This is a genomic window from Pseudoalteromonas sp. SWYJZ12 (assembly GCF_015864395.1).
GTDB lineage: Bacteria > Pseudomonadota > Gammaproteobacteria > Enterobacterales > Alteromonadaceae > Pseudoalteromonas > Pseudoalteromonas arctica.
Map to the genome: position 1 here is coordinate 58,926 of NZ_JADYXH010000003.1, position 22,105 is coordinate 81,030.

Here is a 22,105-nt window from a genome sequence, read left to right on the forward strand (position 1 = left end):
GAACTCTGAGTATTTAGGCTTTGAACCTTAATATTTTTGCTTTGGCGCTTTTAATTGTTTTTCAAACTCATCTGAAAACAATATCGTGCCATCATCTTCCTCTGTAGGGAAGGCAGCAATAAGTAAGTCATCTTCCTCAAGACCCGGTGTCCAGCGACTAAACCAGTCAGCAAGTGGGATCGCTTTAGCGCTGCAGCCAGCCCATTCGCCAGTTGCCCATGCTTCTGCAAATTCACGAGTTGGCCAAACTGGCACACAGTCGTCATCTTCGTTGGCAAGCATAACGCAGCCATCATCATCGTTTAAAATCCATACTTGCTTGAACTGTTGTACGGTTTCGAACATATAGGCTAGGCGTTTTTTTGCTCCAAGTCCTAAAATTACTGCGTGTTCTTCGCTTAAATTTGGCGTTGTCATAATTAGCTCACTTTTAATTACTATATCTAAATTATATGCACACAAGTATATCGAGTTATATGACAGAGTGTTGAAAAGTTGCTATTTAATTTCAGCAATGCAGATCTAATTTGTAGATTGATCAGTATAATTTCTCACTAATTTCTCACTAATTTCTCACTAATTTGAGCGATCATTCAAAAATAAGCTTGAATGTTTGTAAAAAGGCCACATTGTAGTAAGCATATACTTAATGAAGGATTGAAAAATGACAACTGATCTACTTGCTCCGTTTAAATTAAATAACACGATTGAGCTTAAAAACCGCGTACTTATGGCGCCATTAACGCGTTGTATGGCTGACGATAACTTAGTGCCAACACAAGATATGGTTGAATATTATGCTCGCCGTGCCGAAACCGGTTTAATTATTAGTGAAGCAACTATTATTCGTCCAGATGGACAAGGTTACCCAAATACTCCGGGTTTATTTACCAGCGAGCAAATTCAAGGTTGGAAAAAAGTAACTGACGCTGTGCACGCTAATGGCGGCAAAATGTTTGCACAGCTTTGGCATGTTGGCCGTGTTGCACACCCTCACTTTTTTGATGGCGATGTACTTGCTCCATCAGCAATTGGCGTTGAAGGCTCTGTCCCTCGTATGCGTGAGCTTACATACATCACACCAAAAGCAGCCACTACTGATGATATTAAAAGTCTAGTTGCTGATTTCGCAAAAGCTGCTGAAAACGCAATTGAAGCGGGCTTTGATGGGGTAGAGATTCACGGTGCTAACGGTTATTTAGTTGACCAATTTTTACATTACGCTGCAAATACACGCAGCGACGAATATGGTCAAACGCCTGAAAACATGTCGCGTTTTGCACTAGAAGTAACCGATGCGGTTATTGCTGCTGTGGGCAGTGATCGTACTGCACTTAGATTAACACCGGGTGCTTACTTTAATATGAGCGAAGATAGCCGCGATAAAGCGGTATTTGATTACTTATTAACAGAACTTGAAAGCAGAGAATTAGCGTACTTACACGGCGGTATTTTTGACGACAGCATGCGCTTTGACTCGCTTGAAGGCAAAAGCATCTCTGAATTTTTACGAGCAGGCTACAAAGGTACATTAGTAGGCGTAGGTAGTTATAGTTTTGAGTCAGCAAAAGAAGCTATTAACGATGCTAAGTTTGACTTAATCGCTATTGGTCGTCCACTTATTGCAAACCCAGATTACATTAGCAAAATTGCAAACGGTGAAGAGTTAGTACCATACAGCGATGAAATGCTTGCACAATTGAAATAAATTACTATTTGTAATAAGTTCTAGAAAATAATTAAGACACCCAAAGTTAAACCTTTGGGTGTCTTTTTTTGTACATATTCCCGCCATAAATCTTCCATATTTGTTTAATTTTTATGTAAATAAAGTTCATCCTCGTTGTCATATTTAAAATTCATACTGTCCGCGTTTTCATATTTCATAATTAAAATCAAACGGGACAACAATGTACGCTTTAAAAAACAAATCGCTTTTGAGCATGGCTATTGCCATGGCTGTATCAACATCTGTTCATGCTAACGACAACACCATAGAAGAAGTAACAGTGGTTGCTAAACCAACAAGCTACGCTAACAATGTTATTGAGCCTGCAATGCTTGAGCAACAAAGTTCGGTATCGAGCATATTATCGGTTATTGATAATTTACCAGGTATTAGCATAAACGAAGGTGATGCATTTGGTGGCGACGATTGGTCTACTACAATCACCATGCGTGGTTTTAGTATTGATGGAAACCAACAACAATTAGGTATGACCGTTGATGGCATTCCCAATGGTGGCTCTAATTACGGCGGTGGTGCTAAAGCTAACCGTTACTTGGAGAGTGAAAATTTAGCAACGGTAGAAGTAGGTCAAGGTACCTCTGATATTAAGTCGGCTTCACTTGAAGCACTAGGCGGGACATTTAACTTTGTAAGTAAAGACCCAAGCCTTGAAAAAGGCACTACCTTTGCTTATACATCAGGCAGCCACGATGCCACGCGTTATTACTTTAAACACGAAACAGGCACTGTTTTTGATAACACACAAGCGTATGTAAGTTACTCGCAAACAGATACAAGCCGCTGGATTGGTTCTGGCAGTAATGGCGGTAAAGACAACCAACACGCAGAGCTTAAGTTTGTATCTAATTTTGACGATTTAACACTTACTGGTCGTTTATCTTACGATGATGTAAGCGAGACAAACTATAACAGCGTAAGCCTTGAGCAGTTTGAACAAACACCCGATTGGGATCAGCTAACATGGAATTGGACGGGAGTTCCGCACTTTGACCAAATGTTTGCAGAAGGTTGGGGAACGCTTCGTGAAAATACCTTAGGCTATTTAAAATTTGAATACGCGATTTCGCCAACTTCATTATTAACCGTTAGTCCTTATTATCATAAAAATTCAGGTCGCGGCGATTGGATCCCACCTTATTTAACAACGCCGGTTGATGAAAATGGCAACCCAACAACCGAGGGTGGCACTAATGCAGGCTCTTATGGTTTTGCTGATAGTGAAGGCAACCCGCTTGCACCAAATGCCGATTGTACGCAAAGTTTGAGCTGGCCATGGGAGTCGGGTCCTGGTTTAAATCCTGCGTGTTACGATGCAACAGCAACGCCGGTTATGTCTTACCGCCATACGCATTACAACAAAGATCGCTTAGGTGTAACGGCAAATTACCAAGCTACATTTGGTGATCACGATATCGAAGCGGGCTTTTGGTATGAGCAAAGCGAGCGTGACGAGTCGCGTGATTGGCACAAAGTAATTGACGCGCGTATTTATCATCACTTTGATAGCACACCTTACTGGACACAATACAAAAACACTTTTGATACCGATACATTCAAATGGTACCTACAAGACTCGATTAATTTTGGTGACTTAACATTAAATATTGGTGCAAAACAATATTTAGTTGAATTACAAAAGTACGACCACTTTGCTAACGAAAGATCAGATAAAGTAGATAGCGACTCAGACGTGTTATTTAGCGGGGGTGTATTGTATCAGCTAAATAACAGCACAGAATTATTTGCCAGTTACAGCGAGAATTTTTCCGCAATAAAAGACGGTGTGCTTGAGCGAGACAGCTCAACGCTTACAAACATAGAGCCAGAAACTGCCGACAATATCGACTTTGGTGTACGTTACCAAGCCGACAGATTAACCCTTACAGCAACGGCTTACAGTGTTAAGTTTGATAACCGCATTACCTTTATTGCGCCTGGTAGTGGCACAGACGGCATTGATTACACGATTGGTACAAATGGCTCGTACGTAAATGTAGGAGGCATTGACTCAAATGGGCTCGAGCTTGCAGCAAGCTATATGTTAACACCAAGCTGGAGCGTGTACTCATCGTATACTAATAGCAGTTCTGAGTATTCATCCGATGATCCAAATGCATACGATTCACAAGGCGTAATATTAAGAGATGAAAGTGGTAATGAGGTAGCACCAAGCTTTAGAAAAGGCGACAGCATAATAGATTCATCAGAAGATTTATTTGTGGTATCTACCGATTACTTTAGCGATGGCTTTCGTGTTGGTTTATCGGCTAAATACACCGGTGAGCGCTTAGGTGCATGGCAAGACGAAGACACTCGCACGCGCAATAAAGTAGACGGCTACACCGTACTTGATTTTAATGCAGGTTATTCAACTGACGTAGATGCAGGCCCGTTTAAAGCCATTGACGTATCGTTTGTTGTTTATAACGTTACTGACAAAAGCTACTTAGCAGGTGGTACCGGTAACGGCGCTACTTATTACATTGGTGCGCCTCGCACCGCAGCAGTTACATTTACCGCTGACTTTTAATTAGGTTTTAGTAATTGAATTAAAATAAAGCCCATCATTGATGGGCTTTATTATATGAAAGGGCGCAAACGCGATGAAAACAATTATAAAAGTAATACTATTTAGCTTAAGTGTATTAGCGAGTAACTTTGCAACAGCAGCGCAAAATGTAGTGCTGGTAACGCTTGATGGAGTACGCTGGCAAGAAGTATTTAACGGGGCTGATAATAGCTTAATTAATAATACTGATTTTGTTAAAAAGCCTGAGCAATTAAAGACCCAATTTTGGGCAAAAACAGCAAATGAGCGCCAGCAATTACTTATGCCTTTTTTAACGCAAGTAGTGGCTAAACAAGGCGTAATTATTGGCGATAGAGCTAACGGCTCTACTATGTCGGTAAGTAACCCGTGGTATTTTTCATACCCTGGTTACAACGAAATACTCACCGGTGAAGTTGACGAAAATATAAATAGTAACAACAAAGTGCTCAACCCAAATAAAACTATTTTAGAGCGTTTAGATAATTTACCTGAGTTTAAAGATAGCACAGCCTTATTTGGTAGTTGGGATGTATTCCCATACATTGTAAATACTAAGCGCAGTAACGTGTATGTAAATGCAGGTTTTATGTCAATTGAAGAGAATTTATTCACCGATGCGCCGCTGTTAAATGCGCTACAAAACGAAATCCCCAGTCCTTGGTATAACGTACGACTAGACAGTTTTACATATCGCTTTGCTAAAGCGTATATGTTGGCTAAAAAGCCTAAGTTGTTAGTGATAAGTTTAGGCGAAACCGATGACTTTGCGCATGATGGTCATTACGATCAATACCTTAAATCGGCAAGGCAAAGTGACGCCTTTATAAAAGACTTATGGGCAACTATTCAAACTACAGCGGGTTATAAAAATAACACCACACTAATTATTACTACTGATCACGGCCGTGGCAATAATGCCAATGATTGGCAACATCACAGCTCTAAACGTGCACTTGCTGAGCTAGAGTTAGGTGAAAATACCTACCCAGAAGGAATTGTCGGCTCTGAACATATTTGGCTTGCAGCCATCGGCCCCGCAATAAAAGGACGGGGCTTAATTAAAACTGAAAATGAGCTTAAACAAGTACAAATAGCAGCGACCGTTTTAAAGGCTCTTGGGCAGAATCCAAATGAAATAAATTCAAATATGGCGCCAGCTATTAGCGAGATTTTAAAATGAAGAACCTATTAAAACCATTAACCCTATCTGCCTTGGCGCTGAGTTTGGTTATTAGCGCAAGTGTTACTGCCGCGCCATCTAAAATTCTATTTGGTTCGTGTGGTCATCAAGATAAAAACATACCCATATTTAATACAATTAACAAAGAGCAGGGGGATTTGTTTATATTTTTGGGTGACAATATTTACGGCGATACCAACGATATGGATGTACTTGCCGAAAAATACCAACGTTTAGGGGCAAAGCCTGGTTTTAAAACGTTAAAAGCGCAAACGCCTATCATTGCCATGTGGGATGACCACGATTATGGCCAAAACGATGCAGGTAAAGAGTATCCGCATAAAGAGCAATCACGCCAAATTATGCTTAATTTTTGGGATGAACCTGTAAACTCAGCGCGTCGCACTCGTCCTGATGGAATTTATACCTCGTACATGTATGGTGAAAATGAGCAAACCATACAAGTAATAATGCCTGATTTACGTTGGAACCGTGATGCGCTAAACCATGTAGGTGAGCTTGAATACTACACTAAGCGTAAGTTAAATAACCAAGGCCCGTATAGTCCTAGTGAAGTGAAGGGCGCATCAATGATAGGTGAAGCCCAGTGGCAATGGCTTGAACAAGAGCTTAAAAAGCCTGCTGCAATAAAATTGATTGCCTCAAGCTTACAGCTTTTACCCGATTTTACAGGTTGGGAGTCATGGGCAAATTTTCCTGAAGATAGAAACCGTTTATTTGCATTGATTAAAAAGTATAAGGTAAATGGGGTAGTGATCATCAGCGGCGATACGCACTGGGGTGAAATATCAAAGTATCAGCAAAACCTTGATTACCCATTAATTGAGATGACCAGCTCTGGCTTAACTGAAAAGTGGAAAGATGTAAGCCCTAACAAACACCGAGTAGGGAATTTTACTCATAACGTAAATTACGGTGATTTAAGCATAGACTGGCAGCAAATTGACCCCACTATTTCACTTAAATTAAAAGGCATTGATGGCGAAGTAATAGTGCAAAGTGATTTTAGTTTATCAAGTATTAGCCCTTATAAATAAACTCACTACTACGCACAGTATATAAAATAGATGCTGTGCGTATAAAATCTGTAAGTTAGTTCTTAACTCTCTGATTTATTAAAGCCAATTACCCGTTTGCGCTACCCCTAATATTGAAAATATCTTACACTGGTTTTATCTCAAGCAAGGTCAGTGTTATATGCTAAATATTATTCAATCAAACCGGATGGAAGCCCTGCAAGCGCAGTTCCACCAGCTGTTAAAAGTAAACCCATTGCAAAGCCCGTTCGACAAAGAAGTAGTGCTAGTGCAATCGCCGGGTATGTCGCAGTGGTTAAAAATAGGTTTGAGCGAAAACTTAGGGGTTGCGGCGCAGGTAGATTTTCCGCTGCCGTCGAGCTTTATTTGGCAGTTGTATCAGCAATTACTGCCAAATGTCCCTAAAGAGTCGGCATTTAATAAGCCCAACCTTGCTTGGAAGCTGTTTGCCATTTTACCCATCTGTATTGATGAGCCGCTATATTTACCGCTAAAAACCTATTTAGAGGGCGATATTGACGGGCAAAAAACCTTTGCGTTATGCGAAAAAATAGCCGATGTGTACGACCAATATTTAATGTACCGACCGCACTGGATAGCCACATGGGATAGCGGCAAAGATGAGCTTGATGACGTAGATGTAACCATTGCCCCATGGCAGCCTGACTTATGGCGACGCATTGTAAAACTAAGCCAAGACCTTGGGCAAAGCCAATTTCATCGCGCTAATATGCAAGGGCAGTTACTAGCAGCACTTGAGACTATGGACAATAGCTTACTGCCACAACGCATTAGTTTATTTGGTATATCGGCGATTGCCAGCTCCCAGCTTGAGGTGTTTGAAGCGCTGAGTAAAAAAACCGAGGTTATATTATTCTTTTTTAACCCAAGTGAGCATTACTGGGGCGATATTATAGATGAAAAAACAGCAGCTAAAATAAGCGCTAAATACGCCAAAATGCCGCTGGTGGAAGCGCAACAAAAAAAACAAACCAACCCAGATGAAGAATACTACTTTATAGGTAATCCGTTGTTATCGTCGTGGGGTAAATTAGGTCGCGACTATTTTGAACAACTTGTACAGTTAGATGCCCGTTGGATTGATGGTTTTATTGATGTGTTTGACGACACCTTGCTAGGGCAAGTACAAAGCGAGATTTATCAGCTTGCGTTTAAAGGCGAATCACTGACCGATAACAAAGAGTGGTTTATAAACGACGAAGGTAAATTACCAATCAGCGCAACCGACACCAGTATTACGCTCAGCGATTGCCATACACCGCTTAGAGAAGTTGAGCGCTTGCACGACTACTTACTTAACTTGTTTAATCAAAACCCAACGCTTACCCCCAAAGACATAATTGTCATGATGCCCGATGTAGGCACTTACAGCCCTTATATTGAAGCCGTATTTGGCGGGGCACAAGGCAGCCGCTTTATTCCTTACGCATTGGCCGATTTAGCCATAGAGCAAGAAAAGCCTGTCCTTAGTTCATTTGCGAGTTTAGCTAACTTACCGTTTTCGCGCTTTGGTGTGTCGGATATTCTCGATTTATTACAAGTGACGCAAATAGCCGAAAAATTTGGGCTTGAAGCACACGAATATGAGCAAATTCAATACTGGCTTGAACGTGTAGGGGTTAAATGGGGTATAAACGCAGCGCATAAAAGCAGCTTTGATTTGCCCGCTATCGATTTAAATACCTGGCAACATGGGCTCAACCGTTTACTGCTTGGTATTGCCATGCGCGACGAACAATGCCCTTTTAACGGCATTTACAGCGCTGATGAAGTAGAAGGTATGGCGCTTGATACACTCAATAAGCTCGTGCACTTTATTGATGTACTGCAAAGCTTTAAAGAGCAGCTAACGCCCGACGATACGCTCACTAATAAAGCGCATATTTTAAGCGAGCTATTAAACGCCATATACGAAAGTGAAAGCGACGACAGCTGGGATTTATTAGTACTTCAAAACGTGCTCGAAGAGTTACAAAAACACCACGACAACGGCGATTACAGCAAGGCGGTTTCGCAGCGTATTGTTAGTTACTTAGTTAAACAAGGCATTCAAGAAAAAGGTGTAGGGCAGCGGTTTTTGGTCGGGCAAGTAAACTTTTGTACGCTTATGCCCATGCGCGCCGTGCCATTTAAAGTGGTATGTATGCTGGGCTTAAATGATGCCGACTACCCACGTAACGTACAACCCATTGGTTTTGACTTAGTGCCTTACTCTAAAAAGCAAAAAGGTGACCGATCACGTAAATTAGATGACCGTTACTTATTTTTAGAAGCGCTATTGAGTGCCCGCGACAACCTATACATGAGTTACATTGGTCGCTCGTGTTTTGATAACCAACCGCGCATGCCATCAACGCTTGTAAGTGAGCTGTTAGAGTATATTGGGCGTAGTTTTGTATTAAGCGATAAAAGCGAAAAAACGCTGCCCGCATGTCTAATCAATCAGCAGCATTTACAGCCCTTTAATAGCCATTATTACTTAGCCGATGAGCAAGCCAATACTGTGCTGAGCAACCACAGTTACAATCCAATTTGGCTGCCAAGTGAGTCAATTAAACCAGAGCCAGTTATTGCACTTGATGTGACTGTGCCAGAGCAGCTAGATCTAGATGTGTTTATTAGAAGTGTGTGCAGCGCACAAGAGAGCTTTTATCAGCAAACATTAGGTTTACGCCTGCCACAATTTAACGAAGTAGCAAAAGACGAAGAGCCATTTAGTTTAGATGCGCTGCGCCGTTATTTTTACCTTGATGAAATACTTAAAGCCAATATAAACGAGCAACCACTAAGTACCGAGCAAATACTGCAGCGGGGTGAGTTACCTCAAGCTAATGTAGGCAGCCTCATATTTGAAAGTATGGAGCACCGAGTTGATGCGCTTGCAGGGCAAGTAAAAGAGCATATTAAAGGCGGGAAAAGTGAGCCAATAGAAGTTTTGCTTACCATTGAAGGCACTAAAATAGAGGGCTGGCTCAATCATGTGTATTTGCAAAAACAAGTGTTTTACCGCAGTGCGAGTATTAAAGCGAAAGATTTAATTAAAGGCTTTATTTATCACCTCGCAGCGCAAAGTATGGATCAACAAGTAGAAACATTGTTACTTGGGCTCGATAAGCAAATTACCTTTGCGCCAATTAATAAAGCTGATGCCGATGCATTGCTGCTTGATTGGTTTGAGTTATACAAAGCACTGCGCGCAGAGCCTGTGCCATTTTTTCCGGTAAGTGGTTATGAGTACGTTAAAAGCGGCGGCGATATAATAAAAGCAATGAGCAAATTTAGCCCGCAATACATAGGGCGAGGCGAGGGCGAAAACCCGTATATTCGCTTAACGGTGCAATCGCTAAACGACTGCCAAGAAGAATTTATAAAATGGAGTGATAAATTGCTCACGCCTTTATTTGAACACGCAAAGGAGAGTGACCATGCAAGCGCTTAATCCTCTTACTATGCCGCTCATTGGTCAAAGTTTAATAGAAGCCAGTGCGGGTACTGGTAAAACTTATACAATTACGGGGCTGTATTTACGTTACTTACTAGGTATGCAAATAGAAGGTGAGTTAAATACGCCGCTCAGTGTTGAGCAAATTTTGGTAGTAACCTTTACCGACGCTGCCACCCAAGAAATTAAAGACCGCGTGCGCAGCCGAATTATTGCTGCGCGCGACGCATTGCTTGGGCAAGACCCAAACGACGAACTCATTGAAGGCGTAATTGCCAAAATTGATGATAAGCACCGCGCCTTTGATTTACTCGATGCAGCTGCTAAATCAATGGACGAAGCCGCTATTTTTACTATTCATGGCTTTTGTCAGCGGATGCTAAAGCAACATGCGTTTGAGTCGGGTGTGGCGTTTAATCTAGAATTTATTTTAGATGAGCGCGACATATTACTCGAAACTATTAAAGATTTTTGGCGGGCATTTGTATACCCACTTAATAAAGAACGCACCGATGCTATTTTAGATGTATTTGCCGCACCAGAGGCTTTATTCGCTCAAGTGGCGAGCATTTTAAACAAAGCTAATGCGCACATTACGCCCCAAATAAATTTAGATGATGTATGGAGAGCCCGTGACGAGTACATAACCCGTGTGCCTGCATTTAAAAAAGCGGTGTTAGAGCAAGAGTTTATCGGTGCTATTAAAAGCTCGGGTTTAAGCGGGTCTAAAACGCCAGCACGAAAAGGCAGCCTTGGTGCGCTTGAGGCATTTTGTTTAGGCGGCGATTTGTTTTTTGAATTTGGCACTAACAAGTATTCGTTTGAAGTGTGGAGTACAGAAAACTTAAGCGATGTAAGCAATTATAAAAAAAATCAGCCATTATTCGTGCATCCATTACTGAGTCAGTTTGACGAGCTTGCCGCCCTTAATAACACCATAAACCAAGGGCTCAAAATAGCGGTTGTACAACATGCAGCACGCTGGGTAAAAGCCGCAATAGTTAAGCGCAAGCAAGAGCAAAGCGTTATCACCCCAGATGACTTATTGACCAATTTACACAGTGCGCTTAATAACGAACAAGGCGACGTACTAGCGCAAAAAATTGCGCAGTTGTTTCCGGTTGCCATGATTGATGAATTCCAAGATACCGATCCGATTCAGTACGGTATTTTTAGTAAAATTTATGGGCAACAAAATACCACGCTTGCCATGATAGGCGACCCCAAGCAGGCTATTTATGGCTTTAGGGGCGCAGATGTTTTTACGTACATTGGTGCAAAAGAAGCTGTACAGACTGATCAGCAATTTACGCTGGGGACTAACTTTCGCTCAAGCACTGATATAGTAAATAGCGTTAATAGTTTATTTGGCAAACACGCTAACAGCTTTATTTATAACGACGCTATACCGTTTAACGCAGTAGCTGCTAAAGGTAAAAAAGCGGAAGACTCTTTTTTAATTGATGGCAAACCCGCGACCGCATTCGAATTTAATGTATTTGTGGATGAAGCCGCAGACGAAAAAAACAAACCAACCAACAAAGGTGTAGGGCAAGCACATTTAGCCACTCACTTTGCTAATAAAATAGTGACCCTGCTTGAAAAAGCAAAACAAGGGGACGCGTGTATTGGCAGTACCCCTGTAAGCGCTGCCGATATTTGTATATTAGTGCGCGACCGTGTTGAAGCGCAAATAATGAAAAAAGCGCTTAGCGAAGCCAAAATAGCCAGCGTGTATTTATCGCGCGAGAGCGTTTTTAGCCAAGAGCTTAGCCATCACCTACTTAACTTTTTAACAGCGCTGCATGGTCAATATGACGAGTCATTGCTGCGCGGTGTTTTAGCGGGTCCATTATTTTGTTTAAGTTATAACGAAATACATGCACTCGCCGATGATGAAAATAAATGGCAAGACTACTTAAACTTTTTTGCACAACTTAGCCACATTTGGAACAAGCAAGGCGCTATGGCAATGCTTGAGCGCTTAATGAGCCATAATCAGCTTAGCGCTAAATGGCAAGGATTGGGATATAACGTTGAGCGTTGGCTGACTGACTTTAGGCATTTGGGTGAAATACTTCAGCAAAAACAAATAGAGCTTGAAGGCACGCTGCGTTTGCTGCGCTGGTTTGCACAAAAGGTAAGCCAACAAGACGGTGAAACAGTACAGGTGCGCCTAGAAAGTGACGCCAACTTAGTTAAAATTGTCACTATGCATGCCTCAAAGGGGCTTGAATACCCTTTGGTATTTATGCCGTTTGCCAGTGGCTATCGCGAAACAAAAGAAGCGCTTTATCACAATAACGGCAAGCTAGTTTACGATTTAAGTAAAGACGAAGATGCACTGCAAAAAGCAGAGCAAGAGCGCTTAGCTGAAGATTTACGCCTGCTGTATGTAGCACTTACTCGCGCTGTGCATTTTTGTGCGCTTGGTGTTTATAACATTGGGCAAGGGCAAAGTAGCCGCTTAGCAATGCAAAGTAGTGCACTAGGGCATGTTTTATTTGCAGGGCTTGAGCTTGCCAGTAGCCAAACATGGCGCACGCATTTAAGTGAGTTTTGCGACGCTAATAGCGCGATGAGCTATCAGCAATTTACCTCGCAAACGTTATTAGAACAGGGAAAGCTTTGTTTTAGTAATAGTAAAATTGCGCAGCAAACATTAAGTGTTAATAGAGTAACGGCAAATATTGAGCGTAACTGGCGAGCAACCAGCTTTAGTGCGTTGAGCTTTAAAAAGCACAGCGACCAATTAGCCCCAGGGCGAAGTGATGAAGATCACGAAAAAGACGAGTTTGCAGTGCAAGAGGACGAACTGCCATCACCTTATAGTTTTCCTAAAGGGCCAAAGCCGGGTAGCTGTTTGCATGAAATATTTGAACAAATAGATTTTATTAGCCCAATAGTTCACTCAACTAATACCGAGCAAAACTTATCTGAGGTAGTTAAGCGCAGTCTTGAAAAGTATCACATAAGTGAGCAATGGCGAGAAGTGGCTGAAAAGTGGGTACTCGATGTTCTTGCGTGTCCCCTAGATAAAAGCTCTCTAGAAAACAGCCTTCTTTCATTAGGTGTGCTTACACCAAGCGACTGCCTAGTCGAAATGGAGTTTAATTTACCACTTGAGAGCTTAAGCGCACCTAAGCTAAACGAAATGCTGGTTAAACATTTTGGCTTTACGCAAAGTAAGCTTGAATTTTCACAAGTAAAAGGCTTGTTAAAAGGCTTTGTCGATTTAATATTTTGCTATCAAGGCAAATATTATATTTTAGATTATAAGTCTAATTACTTAGGCAGTACGCCAGCTGATTACGAAGGCGATATGCTTGAGCAAGCAATGAGCAGTCATCAGTATCATTTACAGTATTTAATCTACACGGTAGCGCTGCATCGTTTATTAAAACAACGTATAGCTGATTACTCGATAGAAACCCATTTAGGCGGCGTGTATTACACGTTTTTACGTGGAATGCCGGCAGGGCAAGGCGTGTACTTTAAAAAGCTAACTGTAGAGCAAGTAACTATTTTAGATGGCTTATTTAGCCAAGGAGCTATGCTATGAGTGATTTAAATGAGCAACCTGGCTTGTTTGACGATATTGACGAGACACTTAATAATGAAGCCGCAGAGCCTCTTACTTCAAAAAATGTAGCACAAGATGCCCCATTAGAGGACATTGTGTTAAATAATACGATTACCGAAGTCCCGTTACTTGAGTATTTATTAGCGCAAAATCGACTGCGTGTAGTTGATGTGAAGCTCGCTGAATTACTGTGTGCTAATGACATTGAGCAAACTCACAATGAACTGTTTTATATTATTTTATTGCTGTGCTTATCGCAGCAAAGCCAGCATAGCTGCCTAACTTTAAATGAGGTTGATTGGAGTAATCCTTTTAACTTGCGCAACAGTGACTTTAATAAACTCGATGGCAATGTACCCAGTACGCTAAGCCCGTTTAGTGATGATTTTAATGTACACACAGCGCTTAGTTATTTACAAAGCCATGAAAGCGTAGGCGAAAATAAACCACTGCAACTGTTTAACGAGCGACTTTATTTTGCGCGTCTTGCCGGTTATGAGCAAACACTTGCTGACAGATTATTAAGTATGAGCGAGCGAAAGCTCAATATTAACAACGAAGTATTGGCTGAACTTTTAAATACCTATTTTCCTGCAGATTCTGCAATTGAAACTGATTGGCAAAAAGTGGCATGTGCGATTGCTGCCACCAAAGGCTTTAGCGTGATCACGGGGGGTCCTGGCACAGGTAAAACTACCACAGTGACTAAGTTACTGGCTATTTTACAGTCACTTTATAAAACCGCGCCCCTTAGTATTAAGCTGGTGGCCCCTACAGGTAAAGCCGCTGCACGTTTAAGTGAGTCTATTTTGGGCGCTAAAAATAAGCTCACAACGATTCCTGATGATATAAAAACGCTGATCCCGCAAAGCGCTCAAACTATTCATCGCTTATTGGGTGTAAAACCGTTTACTAATAAATTTAGGCATAACAAAAGTAATCCGCTGCATTTAGATGTACTAATTATTGATGAAGCCAGTATGGTCGATTTATCGCTGATGGCTAAATTAATAGAAGCACTTCCTGCGCACGCGCGATTAATACTCCTAGGTGACAAAGATCAGCTTGCCTCGGTAGATACCGGCAGCGTAATGAGCGATTTATGCCAAGGTTTAACACTTGGGCAAACGCCAAGCTACTCGCAAGCACGTTGTGATGAGCTAAATAGCTTATGTTTTAATAATGAGCCTAAGCTCGTAGCGCAAAGCGTGAGTGAATTTAAACTCGCAGATTGCATTGCCTTTTTACAACACAGTTATCGATTTGATGCACAAAGCGGCATTGGTCAACTCGCACTTGCGGTAAACACCAATAACACCGGTATTTTAAATTACGTAGAGCAAGAAAGTAGTGAAGGGCGCTTTAACGATGTAATTTTAGATTACGACTTTGTAGCAAAACCAATTGAAAAGCTCGTTAAAAGTGCAGCAAGTCATTATGCAAAGTACCTTAACTTAATAGCTCAAGGTGCAAGTGTTGCACAGGTGCATGCTGCTTTTGCTAGTTATCAGCTTTTAGCTGCGGTACGAGAGGGCGATTACGGCGTTCATAGCTTAAATCAACGAATAGAGCGCGTGTTGCAACAGCAAGGTTTAATTACCGTAAGTCCTAATACTCACCACTACACGGGTATGCCTATTATGGTGAGCCAAAACGATTATCAACTTAAGTTATTTAACGGTGATATTGGTATTTTAATGCCCGATGAAAGTAATCAACTCAAAGCCATATTTATTGATGAGCAAGGTAATCAACGAGCATTTTCGCCAGCACGACTCCCTGCGCACGATAAAGTCTATGTAATGACTATTCATAAATCACAAGGTTCAGAGTTTAGCTACACAGCCATGGTACTGCCACCGCTAAAACAAGCGCGCATGGGTATTAACAGGCAATTAGTGTATACGGGAATAACCCGTGCTAAAAACACCTTTGAGCTGGTGGCTGATAAAAAAGTACTACAACTAGCGATGAATAAAAGCGTATCGAGAGCGTCTGGATTGTATGAAAGATTAAAGTTTGAGAATTAAAGGTTCTGCTGGGACATAGAAGTTATTTTATTGATGTATCCACATATTTGCAGATACCAGTGTTTATGTATTGGCTATTTTAAAACTTTCTGAATCTAGTAATTAAAGCTCTTATTATTTATCGCGTTATAAATAATATCTTCTATAATAAAATTAATTTCATTTCATATCGAATGTATTAGTAGGGATATTAATGTTTTTTTCTAAAAATAAACAAAACGAAATAGCTTCTCTAAAAGCTGAACTTTACCCATTACAACAAGTATGGGAAGGGCTTTACCGAGAGATGTTAGTACTAAACATTCTTTATGATGGCCGAATTTCGCACGCCAATGATAAGTTTTTAGAAAACCTAGGCTACAGTGAAGATGATCTAACTAATAATTCTTTTGACGATTTTATTACAGATTCGTCTCGTCAATCTTCAGAATTTAAAAGCCTGCAGCAAGCTATTAAAAAAGAAGGGCATTGGGGCGGTGCATTGCAAGTTATGCGCAGCGATGGTAAAGCTGAATGGTTACGTTTAATAGTACATCCAGTAAAAGGGGAGCAAGATCAGTTGCTCTATTTTTCTATATTCGGAAGTGTACTTACAAAAACAATTACGGCTTCTCGTGAGCAAAGCGATACTATTAAAGCGATATATCGCTCTATGGCGGTAATTGAATTTGATTTAGAAGGCCATGTATTAAAAGCAAATGATCAGTTTTTAGCTGCAATGGGCTATCAAGAAAGCGAAATCCTTGGCAAACATCACCGCACTTTCTGCGAAGCTTCAGAGGCTAACTCACAAGAGTACTTACAATTTTGGGCTAAATTGAGAGAAGGTAAGTTTATTGCTGAGCGTTTTAAGCGCGTAGATAAACATGGCAACATTGTTTGGCTAGAAGCGTCATATAACCCAATCTCAAATGACGCGAATGAGCTTTATAAAGTGATGAAGTTTGCAACTGTTATCACTGATCAAGTAAATCAAGAAATTGCGATATCACAAGCTGCCGAAATTGCTTATAGCACCTCAACCCAAACTGATAAAAAAGCAGAGCAAGGCGCGAGCGTTATACAAGATACAGTCGCAGTAATGACTGAGCTGGCTATTAACATGGAGCAAGCTGCAAATGAAATTTCAGCGCTTGATCAGCAGTCGCAACAAATATCGAGTATTGTACAAAGCATTAGTAGTATTGCTGAGCAAACAAATTTATTAGCATTAAATGCCGCAATTGAAGCGGCAAGAGCTGGCGAGCAGGGGCGAGGCTTTGCTGTGGTTGCAGATGAAGTGCGATTGCTTGCATCGCGTACCTCAAAAGCAACAGAAGAAATTGTAGAAGTTGTACAGCGCAACCAATCACAAACCCAAAATACGGTGGCTGTAATAGAAAAAGGTAAAGAGAAGGCAGAGCAAGGCTTGGCGTTATCTAAAGAATCTGGTGAAGTGATGCAAGAGATCCAACAAGGTGCACAAGAAGTTGTAAATGCGATTGGGCAATTTACCAGTGAACTTAAAGCTAACGGTTAGATTAGCTTCGTCCTTATTCTAAAGCGGGCACTTTCAATGGTATCCGCTTTAATCTTACTACCCTCAATATACCCCTTGAAACCCATCTAATAATTTCAAATTTAACAACTATACCTCTATTAACTCATTAATCAGTATGAAATAAGTTTCTTCTCTTCTCTAAATGATAATAAGTTGTTGCATTTTTATTCGTTGTTCCTAATACTAGAGTCTGTTGATCTTTCAAGGTTAAATTTGCAGCAGTCTGTTTGGTATTTAGGCAAGGCAGAGCCTAAGTAGTGTGGTTGTTCCCCATAAATAGGCGATAACGTAGCATTAATGCCAAACAGACGCTGCCCAAAGGGTACTTCCTAGAGGCTATTTACTCTTTGTTGCTCGGTTTTTACTTATTCTTACATGGATGTAAGCCAGTAGAGTAACGCAGGAGCAGTTACCGAGCCCACTAGGTTACAAATCTCGCGCCGTGATTAAATAGCCTCTAGTTTGAACAAATTTTAATCCGAAAAGAACAACAGACCCTAGTGAACACCTAAGCTGACAAGCTTATGTAAACCAACATGAATACCTTAAATGATAATAAAATATTAAGTACACAACATTAAGGAATTGTATGAACAACACAAAGCGCACACACAAATTAATTAAGCCAAGCCACCTAATTGGTGCGGGGTTAGCTATGTTAATGAGCTTTTCTGCAGCGAGTAAAGACTACAAAATTATATTAATTCATGGGTTACAAACTTCGCAAATAACAAATAAGTCGGGTAGTGATGTAATCAATGATGGTGAAACATATTGGCAATCGTACTGGAATAATCGTGCAGATGAGCGAATTGATTGGCCTGCTTATGAACGTATTGAAGGTAAAATTGCTACCGATTGGGTGTGGCCAAAGCTAAAGCAAATTTCACGCTCTAATTTATGCAGTGATGGCTGTGTATTTGTAACACATTCAACAGGAGACTTAGTTGCACGCCATATTATTGATAATCAAGAAAACTGGTTAGAAAACGAAGGCTTAGAGCCGCTTAATATTGTTGCTACGTTTGATTTGGCAGGCGCGGGTGGTGGAAGTGAGCTGGCTGACGTAGCTGTTAGTGCTTTAACTGGCGCATCATGGAACTTTGCGGTCGATGCTGCACTCAAATGGTGGCTAGGAAGTGATGTAACCGAAGCTGTTGGTGTATTACACGATTTAAAAGTGAATAATGCACGTAAAATTTCACCATTCCCAGATGCACGTACGCCACGTTTACGCTTTGTTGCCGATGGAAATGCATATTTGGGTTTAACGGGTGGTTTTTTAAAAGGCAATGATGATTCGGTTGTTGCATCGCACTCTTCATGTGGTGCCAGTTCGGCTGGCTCGTTTGGAAGTTGTAGCAGCAGTATTGATACAAATGGCCATTTAAAATCGCAAGGTGATGCAGTAAGTAGCTTTATGCCAAACCATTATCCAATGATGATGAGTGACAGTTATAGCCATAACGAAATACATAACGCGCAGCGAAAAGGTAATGTAACAATAGCCATGAATAACGTAAATGTGGAAGGTGACACTGTAGGTTTTAATACGTTTGATAAAACTACAGGTAGTTGGTTTTGGAAAAAACAATATCGTTATATTAAGGATTCAAATAATTTAAGCGCATCAGCACTTATTTATAATGTGATTCCATAACATACAAGGCGTGTAGTTAAAAACTATACGCCTTATAAAAGATTGAAATATAAAAATGAAAAAATTTTATGTCGTTGCTTTAATTATTAGCACTATTTTATTCTCGCTATGGTTTACAGGTAAAAATGATGCTCATAAAGTTGTTGAGCCAATAACACCTCAGGTTAAACACAGTGCGAGCGTAGCTGATTTATCGCCTGTAAAAGTGATCCCTATAGATGTACCTACAGCAAAAAAAACACAATCAAAAAAACAAATCGCGTTTAATGAAGACTTAACAAAAGCAGCGCAGCAAGTGGTTATGCAATATGAAAGTGCACTTAAATTTCCTCCTTATTCTCAGCCATTGAGTCCATTAGATGAAGATCGATTAAAGCCAAATCAATTCTACCCGGTATCGAGCCCTATTGATGAAAGTGGCGATGCTTTAACGTTAAGTCTTAAGCAATATCGTTTTGTATACCCAGAAGAAATAACAATAAAGATAAGCGCTCAAGGGCTTGGAAAAGTGGTCGTTGAACTTGCAAATACAGATACAAAAGAAGTGTTAAATACCCATACAGGCAATGCGCGTGACGGTGAAGCAATTATTACATTTGAAGAGGATGAAGATTACCCTCGTAGCTTACAAGTGTTTGTAGAGGGCGATGTTGACGGTAAAAAAGTCCCCGTAGTTGCGCAAATTCAATATATGCCGCCGAGTGCAACTTTAACAGGTTTTGAAACTGCTTATGCACAAAACGAAAATATGATTTTGCCAGCTAACATAGCGGTAGTAAAAAGTGGTTTGTATCGTGTTAGGGCTAATTTATACAGTGGCGATACACCACTTGCTCATTTAGTATCTAAAGAGCGGTTAACGAAGGGAAGGCAAACTCTTAATTTGAAAGCCCACTGGTCGGTATTACCACAAGGCATTACAGATATGCGCTTAAGCGACTTTGTTATTGAGAGAATGTCGCCAAGCCCAGGCGAGCGAAACAGCTTTGGGAATAGTGAAATAAGTCACTTTGATATTAACGATTTTTCGTACGATAGCTTGCAGCAATTACCATATCAGGCTAATGCACAAGAAAAGTTAAGTTTGGAATTTTTACAAGGCTTAGCTGAGAGTTAAAAATAGAACGCAATGCTGAATTGGTAAATTTAAGGGGGTTGTACATAAATACAACCCCCTTAAATTTGTTAGCTTAGATTTATAGTAACTACACTTGGCGCTTCTTGTTCATCAAGCTCATTAGCAACAGGCACTTTAGGAATATCTGGTTTATCAAGGGCTATATCGCCACCATCAATTACTTCACCTGTTTGTAAGTTTTTAAAATCAAACAAGTCGGCGTCAGCTAAATGTGAAGGCACTATGTTTTGCATTGCTGTAAAAATGCTTTCAATACGACCTGGGTGCTCCGCATCCCATTTAGCGAGCATTGTTTTTGTATGTTTACGCTGTAAGTTTTCTTGCGAGCCACATAGGTTACACGGAATGATAGGGTAACCTTGTACAAATGCGTATTGGCTTATGTCGCTTTCTTTACAGTATGCAAGTGGGCGAATAACCATATGCTCGCCGTTATCACTCATTAATTTAGCCGGCATACTTTTTAGCTTTCCGCCGTAAAACATATTTAAAAACAATGTTTCAATCATGTCGTCACGGTGATGCCCAAGGGCTATTTTAGTAGCGCCTAGTTCTTTTGCTGTGCGGTATAAAATACCACGACGTAAGCGTGAGCAAAGTGAACACGTTGTTTTACCTTCAGGGATAATATCGGTAACAATACTGTAAGTATCTTCTTCTACAATTTTGTATTCAACATTTAATTTATCAAGATACTGGGGTAAAACATGCTCAGGAAAATCAGGTTGTTTTTGATCAAGATTTACAACAACTAGGTCAAACTTTATAGGTGCTACACGTTTTAAATGTTGAAGCATTTCAAGCATTGTGTAGCTATCTTTGCCGCCAGAAAGGCATACCATTATACGGTCACCTTCTTCAATCATATTGAAGTCCATAACGGCTTGACCAGTTTGGCGACGTAAACGCTTTTGCAGCTTATTTAAGTTAAATTGAGCTTTAGCTTGATCTGAGTGTGACAATTACGCCCCCTAGTAAAACAATACAGCAAAGTTATTTGCTAAAAATAAAGGGGCGTATTATACCCAAACCACCTGAATATGCGAGTTTAGGATGTAATTAAAATTGATTTAAACATGCCTTATTAACACGTAAAAATAACTCGCTTATAACTTATACATAAGGCTTAAAATTAATCCTTTGCCATAGGGCTCACGTAACCATCGGGTTTGAGTGCCAGTACATCACAGTCTAGGCTATCAATTACATGCTCTGCTGTATTACCTACAAGAGCGGCACTTAAGCCAGTACGGCCAACAGTGCCAATAACAACTAACTCGCTATTAAGGCGCTTAGCTATATCAGGGATTACATCCTCTGGTAGGCCTTCTTCAATAAAACATTGCTCTGGGCTTAAATTAAACTCTGCAGCAAGTGCATTGGTTGATTCATGGTGATGCTTTTTAACTGATTCGTTATAAAGCCCAGGATTAAATTCAGGAATTTCTATTGCTATATTAATGGGCGTTGCAGGAAAGGCATTAACTAAATTAAGCTTTGCGTTGGCAAGTTCACATAAATATTGTGCGTCTTTAATAACGCGTTTATTAAGTGCTACATGTTCTTCATTTTCACTTACTGCATTTACTGCAGCTAAAATATTACCGTTTGCTGGCCACGCCATTTCTTTCACAAATAATACTGGAGCGGGGCACTTACGCACTAAATGCCAGTCTGTTGGGGTAAAAATAACTGATTTAAGTGCACCATGTTGGTGTGTGCTTTTAATTACTAAATCGTATTTTTGCTCAATTACAGTGTTTATTATGGCTTCGTAAGGACGATTATGCCAAACCACTTGGGTTTCAATATTTATATCTTTGTAAGGAGAAACTAAATCGTTTAGCCATAGCTGGCGATCTTTTAGTACGGCATCGCGCATTGCTTCGCGTTCATCGCCAGATAGCATAGTAGTCATTTCGTAAGAGAAGTCGTAAACCGTCATAAAGGCGGTAATACTTGCGCCAGATTTTTTAGCTAAATCTATTGAACGTGCTAAACCGTGTTGATCATCTTTGGTGGGGTCAATAACCGCAATAATGCGTTTAATAGTGTTCATATGCTACTCCATTTACCTAACGGGTGTACATTTAGTGTAACGTAAATATAAAACAGTTAAAGGGGTAGCATATAAATTGTTGTTCTAAATCAA

General features: G+C 40.5%; 13 protein-coding genes. 10 read left to right on the forward strand and 3 right to left on the reverse strand.

All coding sequences use genetic code 11. The annotated features are described in order from the left end of the window. Positions 1-27 precede the first annotated feature (27 nt). Entirely contained in the window at positions 28-417 is a 390-nt protein-coding gene (locus I6F42_RS04705) for a DUF2750 domain-containing protein (protein WP_007585609.1), read from the reverse strand. Positions 418-664: 247 nt separating this feature from the next. Here I6F42_RS04705 and I6F42_RS04710 point away from each other — a divergent pair, with 247 nt between their 5' ends. The 10 genes from I6F42_RS04710 to I6F42_RS04755 all read left to right on the forward strand — a co-directional run bounded on the left by I6F42_RS04710 (position 665) and on the right by I6F42_RS04755 (position 19,932). Then, positions 665-1,708: an alkene reductase gene (locus I6F42_RS04710; RefSeq protein ID WP_007585611.1), complete on the forward strand. Its 1,044-nt coding sequence runs from the start codon at positions 665-667 to the stop codon at positions 1,706-1,708. Positions 1,709-1,910: 202 nt separating this feature from the next. Continuing rightward, on the forward strand, positions 1,911-4,280 hold the full coding sequence (locus I6F42_RS04715; RefSeq protein ID WP_197151206.1) for a TonB-dependent receptor domain-containing protein: 2,370 nt from the start codon (positions 1,911-1,913) through the stop codon (positions 4,278-4,280). Positions 4,281-4,353: 73 nt separating this feature from the next. Continuing rightward, on the forward strand, positions 4,354-5,481 hold the full coding sequence (locus I6F42_RS04720; protein WP_197151211.1) for an alkaline phosphatase family protein: 1,128 nt from the start codon (positions 4,354-4,356) through the stop codon (positions 5,479-5,481). Then, positions 5,478-6,539 (forward strand): alkaline phosphatase D family protein, encoded by a 1,062-nt coding sequence (locus tag I6F42_RS04725; RefSeq protein ID WP_197151212.1) that lies wholly within the window; start codon positions 5,478-5,480, stop codon positions 6,537-6,539. Before I6F42_RS04720 ends, I6F42_RS04725 begins: the two co-directional genes overlap by 4 nt. 160 nt (positions 6,540-6,699) lie before the next feature. Then, the gene (recC, locus tag I6F42_RS04730) at positions 6,700-9,999 is read left to right on the forward strand and encodes an exodeoxyribonuclease V subunit gamma (protein WP_010554051.1); all 3,300 of its coding nucleotides are present in this window, start codon (positions 6,700-6,702) and stop codon (positions 9,997-9,999) included. Continuing rightward, positions 9,986-13,564, forward strand: coding sequence for an exodeoxyribonuclease V subunit beta (gene recB / locus I6F42_RS04735; RefSeq protein WP_010554052.1), 3,579 nt, complete (start codon positions 9,986-9,988; stop codon positions 13,562-13,564). The genes recC and recB overlap by 14 nt, the downstream gene beginning before the upstream one ends. Next, positions 13,561-15,615 carry an exodeoxyribonuclease V subunit alpha gene (recD, locus tag I6F42_RS04740; RefSeq protein ID WP_010554053.1) on the forward strand — a complete coding sequence of 685 codons (2,055 nt, stop codon included), beginning with the start codon at positions 13,561-13,563 and terminating at the stop codon, positions 15,613-15,615. The genes recB and recD overlap by 4 nt, the downstream gene beginning before the upstream one ends. Positions 15,616-15,808: 193 nt before the next feature. Continuing rightward, positions 15,809-17,134 (forward strand): PAS domain-containing methyl-accepting chemotaxis protein, encoded by a 1,326-nt coding sequence (locus I6F42_RS04745; protein ID WP_010554054.1) that lies wholly within the window; start codon positions 15,809-15,811, stop codon positions 17,132-17,134. 610 nt (positions 17,135-17,744) lie between these two features. Beyond that, positions 17,745-18,815, forward strand: a complete 1,071-nt coding sequence (locus I6F42_RS04750; protein WP_007585627.1) for a hypothetical protein — start codon at positions 17,745-17,747, stop codon at positions 18,813-18,815. Between the two features lie 55 nt (positions 18,816-18,870). Continuing rightward, positions 18,871-19,932, forward strand: coding sequence for a hypothetical protein (locus I6F42_RS04755; protein WP_010554055.1), 1,062 nt, complete (start codon positions 18,871-18,873; stop codon positions 19,930-19,932). Positions 19,933-20,000: 68 nt separating this feature from the next. On the opposite strand, the gene ttcA is transcribed toward I6F42_RS04755, so the two are convergent. After that, on the reverse strand, positions 20,001-20,915 hold the full coding sequence (gene ttcA, locus I6F42_RS04760; RefSeq protein WP_007585631.1) for a tRNA 2-thiocytidine(32) synthetase TtcA: 915 nt from the start codon (positions 20,913-20,915) through the stop codon (positions 20,001-20,003). 170 nt (positions 20,916-21,085) lie between these two features. Then, a complete protein-coding gene (uspE, locus tag I6F42_RS04765) occupies positions 21,086-22,012 on the reverse strand; it encodes a universal stress protein UspE (RefSeq protein ID WP_010554056.1) in 927 nt (308 codons plus the stop codon). Between the last annotated feature and the right edge of the window lie 93 nt (positions 22,013-22,105).

Bases quoted from the DNA above. Each gene is read 5' to 3' on its own strand.
- I6F42_RS04705 (WP_007585609.1), bottom strand. From the start codon at position 417: ATGACAACGCCAAATTTAAGCGAAGAACACGCAGTAATTTTAGGACTT.
- I6F42_RS04710 (WP_007585611.1), top strand. From the start codon at position 665: ATGACAACTGATCTACTTGCTCCGTTTAAATTAAATAACACGATTGAG.
- I6F42_RS04715 (WP_197151206.1), top strand. From the start codon at position 1,911: ATGTACGCTTTAAAAAACAAATCGCTTTTGAGCATGGCTATTGCCATG.
- I6F42_RS04720 (WP_197151211.1), top strand. From the start codon at position 4,354: ATGAAAACAATTATAAAAGTAATACTATTTAGCTTAAGTGTATTAGCG.
- I6F42_RS04725 (WP_197151212.1), top strand. From the start codon at position 5,478: ATGAAGAACCTATTAAAACCATTAACCCTATCTGCCTTGGCGCTGAGT.
- recC (WP_010554051.1), top strand. From the start codon at position 6,700: ATGCTAAATATTATTCAATCAAACCGGATGGAAGCCCTGCAAGCGCAG.
- recB (WP_010554052.1), top strand. From the start codon at position 9,986: ATGCAAGCGCTTAATCCTCTTACTATGCCGCTCATTGGTCAAAGTTTA.
- recD (WP_010554053.1), top strand. From the start codon at position 13,561: ATGAGTGATTTAAATGAGCAACCTGGCTTGTTTGACGATATTGACGAG.
- I6F42_RS04745 (WP_010554054.1), top strand. From the start codon at position 15,809: ATGTTTTTTTCTAAAAATAAACAAAACGAAATAGCTTCTCTAAAAGCT.
- I6F42_RS04750 (WP_007585627.1), top strand. From the start codon at position 17,745: ATGAACAACACAAAGCGCACACACAAATTAATTAAGCCAAGCCACCTA.
- I6F42_RS04755 (WP_010554055.1), top strand. From the start codon at position 18,871: ATGAAAAAATTTTATGTCGTTGCTTTAATTATTAGCACTATTTTATTC.
- uspE (WP_010554056.1), bottom strand. From the start codon at position 22,012: ATGAACACTATTAAACGCATTATTGCGGTTATTGACCCCACCAAAGAT.